Genomic DNA, 3,385 nt, shown 5'->3' on the forward strand with positions numbered 1-3,385 from the left:
AGGCGTGGCCGGAGACAGGCCGTCCGCGTCGGGCCGGTATCTCGTCGTTCGGGTTCAGCGGCACCAACGCCCACACCGTCATCGAACAGGCACCGGAAGCCGCCGAGCTCGATGACTCAGAACTGCCCGTCGAAGAACTGCCGTTCCTGCCGCTGGCACTGTCCGCGAAGTCCGACATCGCCCTGCGTGAGCAGGCGGCGAATCTCCGGGACCGGCTCGTTGTGGCTCGGGAGGTGCGGCTGTCCGATGTGGGGCGGATGCTGACGACGGGCCGTTCGGCTCTCGAACGGCGTGTGGTCGTGACGGCACAGGGCCGCGAAGACGTACTGGCCGCGCTTGAGGCGCTGGCCGAAGGTGCCCCGGCGCCTGGTGTGGTGGCCGGATCTCCGGTGGCGGGCAAGCTCGCCTTCCTGTTCACGGGTCAGGGCAGCCAGCGGTTGGGAATGGGGCGTGAGCTGTACGGCGCGTACTCGGCCTTCGCGGACGCCTTGGACGTGGTCTGTGCGCACATGGATACGCACCTTGATGTGCCACTGAGGGACGTGCTCTTCGGGGAGGACGTCGCGGTTCTGGACCGGACGGGGTTCACCCAGCCGGCGCTGTTCGCCGTCGAGGTGGCACTGTTCCGCCTGGTCGAGTCGTGGGGCGTGAAGCCCGACTTCGTGTCCGGCCACTCCATCGGTGAGATCGCCGCGGCACACGTTGCCGGAGTTTTCTCGTTGGAGGACGCGTGCGCTCTGGTGGCGGCGCGTGGGCGGTTGATGCAGGCGCTGCCGACGGGTGGCGTGATGATCGCGGTGCAGGCGTCGGAGGACGAGGTCCTGCCGCTGCTCACCGACCGGGTGAGCATCGCCGCCGTCAACGGTCCGCAGGCGGTGGTGATCGCGGGTGACGAGGATGCCGCGGTCGCGATCGTGGAGTCGTTCGGTGACCGGAAGTCGAAGCGTCTGACGGTCAGCCACGCGTTCCACTCCCCACACATGGACGGCATGCTCGACGCCTTCCGCGAGGTGGTGGCTGGGCTGTCGTTCGAGGCTCCGCGCATCCCGGTTGTATCGAACCTGACCGGCGCCGTAGTCACTGACGAGATGTCCTCGCCCGAGTTCTGGGTGCGGCACATCCGTGAGGCGGTTCGCTTCCTGGACGGTGTCCGTGCGCTGGAGGCTGCTGGGGTCAGCACGTTTGTGGAGCTGGGTCCGGACGGTGTGCTGTCGGCGATGGCGCAGGAGTGCGTGACGGGCGCGGTTTTCGTTCCGGTGCTGCGCAAGGGCCGACCGGAAGTCGAGACCACCGGCACGGCTCTGGCGCAGGTGCACGTGCGAGGTGTCGAAGTCGATTGGCGGAAGTTCTTCGCCGGGACCGTTGCACGGCCGGTGGACCTGCCGACGTATGCCTTCCAGCGGAAGCGGTACTGGCCGGAGGCGGCGCTACCGGGGAACGCTCTGGTCGGTGGAGTCGTGGACACCGTGGATGCCCGGTTCTGGGACGCCGTCGAGCGCGAAGACCTCACGTCACTGGTCACCGCCCTCGGGACCGATGACGACACTGCTTGGGCGAGCGTCCTGCCTGGTCTGTCGGCGTGGCGTCGTCAGGGTCGGGAGCGGTCGGAGGTGGACGGCTGGCGGTACCGGGTGGTGTGGAAGCCGCTGGCCGAGGCTTCCGGCGCGCGTCTTTCCGGGACGTGGCTGGTGGTCGTGCCGACCGAGGACGACTCGCTGCTGGCGGACGCACTGGCGGATCGAGGTGCGGAGGTGCGCCGGGTCGAGGTCGAGCCGGGCACGGATCGTGCGTCGCTGGCGGGTCTGGTCGCCGGTGAGTACGCGGGTGTCGTGTCGCTGCTCGGGCTTGTGGAGTCGGTCTCTCTGATTCAGGCTCTGGGCGATGCCCAGGTGGACGCCCGGTTGTGGTCCCTGACGCGGGGTGCGGTCTCGGTCGGCCGGTCGGACAGGTTGACGTCTCCGGTGCAGGCAGAGATGTGGGGTCTGGGCCGGGTTGCCGCCCTGGAGGTGCCGGAGCGCTGGGGCGGTCTGGTCGACCTGCCCGAGGTCCTGGACGAGCGGGCGCTGTCGCGTGTGGTCGGGGTGCTTGCCGGTTCGGGTGAGGACCAGGTGGCCGTGCGCTCCTCCGGAGTGTTCGGGCGACGGCTGGTTCGGGCTGTGCTGCCGGAGGGCGCGGGGTCGTGGATCCCGTCGGGCACGGTGCTGGTGACGGGTGGCACGGGTGCGCTGGGCGGTCGGGTCGCGCGGTGGTTGGCGGAGGCTGGTGCTGACCGGCTGGTGCTGACCAGTCGCCGTGGGATGGAGGCGCCGGGTGCTGCTGAGCTGGTCGCGGAGCTGGGCGTCGAGGTCTCGGTCGTGGCGTGTGACGCCTCCGACCGTGAGGCGCTGCGCGCTCTGCTCGCCGAGCACGCCGATTCGCTGACCGCGGTCGTTCACACGGCGGGCATCCTGGACGACGGTGTGCTGGATACCCTGACGCCGGAGCGCATTGACGGTGTTCTGCGGGCGAAGGCCACGTCGGCGCTCAACCTGCACGAGCTGACGATCGAGTTGGGCATCACCCTCGATGCCTTTGTCCTCTTCTCTTCTGCCGCCGGTGTATGGGGAGCCGCCGGGCAGGGCAATTACGCTGCCGCGAACGCTTTCCTGGACGCCCTTGCTGAGCAGCGTCGTGCGGATGGTTTGGCGGCGACGTCGATTGCTTGGGGTCCGTGGGCCGAGGGCGGCATGGCGGCCGATGAGGCGATGGCCGCCCGGATGCGCCGTGGCGGTGTCTCCCCGATGAACGCGGCCACGGCGCTGATGGCGCTGCACCGCGCGGTGGGTGCCAAGGACACCGTCGTCGCCGTCGCGGACATGGACTGGGAGCGCTTCGCCCCCGGATTCACCTCTGCACGTCCCAGCAGGCTCCTCGCCGAGCTGCCGGAGGCGATGGCGGTCGCCCGTACCGAAGAGGACACGGATGAGTCCTCTCAGACGGCTGGTTCTTCGTTTGCTGTGCGGTTGCGGGGGATGGCGGAGGGTGATCGTGCGCCGTTTGTCCTGGAGTTGGTGCGTCGGCTGGTTGCCGAGGTTCTGGGGCATGGGGGTGTGGGTGATGTCGAGGCGGGTCGGGCGTTCAAGGAGTTGGGCTTTGACTCGCTGACGGCCGTCGAACTGCGGAACCGGTTGGGTGCGGTGACGGAGCTGCGGTTGCCGGCGACGTTGGTTTATGACTATCCGACGTCGGCTGCGCTTGCGGATTATCTGCGGGGTGAGGTGCTGGGGACGGTTCGTGTTGCGGATGCGGATCTGCCGGCGGTGATCGCCACGGATGATGATCCGATCGCGATTGTGGCGATGAGTTGCCGGTTCCCGGGTGGTGTGCGGTCGCCTGAGGATCTGTG

At 68.9% G+C, this 3,385-nt stretch carries 1 protein-coding gene; it reads left to right on the top strand.

Annotation, left to right across the window (positions count from 1 at the left end):
* Nucleotides 1–3,385 (top strand): SDR family NAD(P)-dependent oxidoreductase (locus ACIP64_RS41395; RefSeq protein ID WP_401598032.1); only part of this gene is annotated, 3,385 nt, incomplete at both ends.

Source organism: Streptomyces sp. NPDC088733 (assembly GCF_044751185.1).
In the GTDB taxonomy this organism is placed as follows: Bacteria; Actinomycetota; Actinomycetes; order Streptomycetales; family Streptomycetaceae; genus Actinacidiphila.